Below are 979 nucleotides of genomic sequence, written 5' to 3' on the forward strand. Positions count from 1 at the left end.
CCCCGGCGGCGCCCAACCGCGACGCCAGCACGCCGTAGTGCCGGAAGAGCAGGTCGACGTCGGTGGTGTAGACGGTGAGCCGGACCAGGTCGACCAGGGACATGCCCGCCTCGTCGAGCACCGCCTCCAGGTTGTCGAGGCTCAACGCCAACTGCGCCGCCATGTCACCGGCGTGCCGGGGCTCGCCGTCCCCGCCCATCGCGGCCTGCCCGGAGCAGTACAGGGTCCGGGTGTGCCCGGACACGACCTCGCCCTGGCTGTACCCCATCGCCACGGACCACTCCCAGGGGTTGACCGCCGTTCGCTGCACAGCCACATCAGCTCCGTTCCACTCGTCGACAACTGGTACGTCCGCCGGCCCGGTCGTCGACCGGTTCCGACGCCGTGAGGGCAGCCTTCCGCCGAATCACGACATCTTGTGTCGTGTATTCGGTAGCTTCTCCGCGTGCGCGCCGACCGGTTGGTCTCGCTGGTGCTGCTGCTCCGCCAACGCGGCCGGCTGTCCGCGGCAACGTTGGCGCGCGAGCTGGAGGTGTCCACCCGCACCGTGCTGCGCGACGTCGAGGCGCTGTCCGCGGCGGGCGTCCCCGTCTACGCCGAACGCGGCCGGCACGGCGGTTTCGCGCTGCTGCCCGGTTTCCGGACGGAGCTCACCGGGTTGAGCCACGACGAGGCGCTCGCCCTGCTGATCGCCGGGTCGCGGCGCGGCGCACAGGCGTTCGGCCTCGGCTCGGCGCTCGCCTCGGCCATGCTCAAGGTGGTCGACGCGCTGCCCGAGAGCCATCGGGACACCGCGGTCGGCGTGGCCGAGCGCCTGCTCATCGACCCCGAGACCGACCTCCTCTCACGTCGTGCGGTCGCCGAGGAGGTGCCGGACGCCGTGGGCGACCGGGTCGCGGTGTTGCGCGGTGACGCGGTCTACCGCGTCCACTGGCAGCCGGGCACCGACCTGCTGGTGGGCGTGTGCCACTGCGGAGCC

Annotated in this window: 2 protein-coding genes; one reads left to right on the forward strand and one right to left on the reverse strand. The window is 72.4% G+C overall.

The genetic code is table 11. From position 1 onward, the window contains the following. A partial coding sequence (locus AB0G02_RS38435; RefSeq protein WP_360804901.1) for a RidA family protein occupies positions 1-310 on the reverse strand: 310 nt, incomplete at its 3' end. A 135-nt stretch (positions 311-445) separates the two neighbouring features. On the opposite strand from AB0G02_RS38435, the gene AB0G02_RS38440 reads away from it, so the two are divergent. Further along, on the forward strand, positions 446-979 hold a 534-nt coding region (locus tag AB0G02_RS38440; protein WP_360804895.1), incomplete at its 3' end, for an HTH domain-containing protein.

It is taken from the genome of Actinosynnema sp. NPDC023658 (assembly GCF_040639995.1).
GTDB lineage: Bacteria > Actinomycetota > Actinomycetes > Mycobacteriales > Pseudonocardiaceae > Actinosynnema.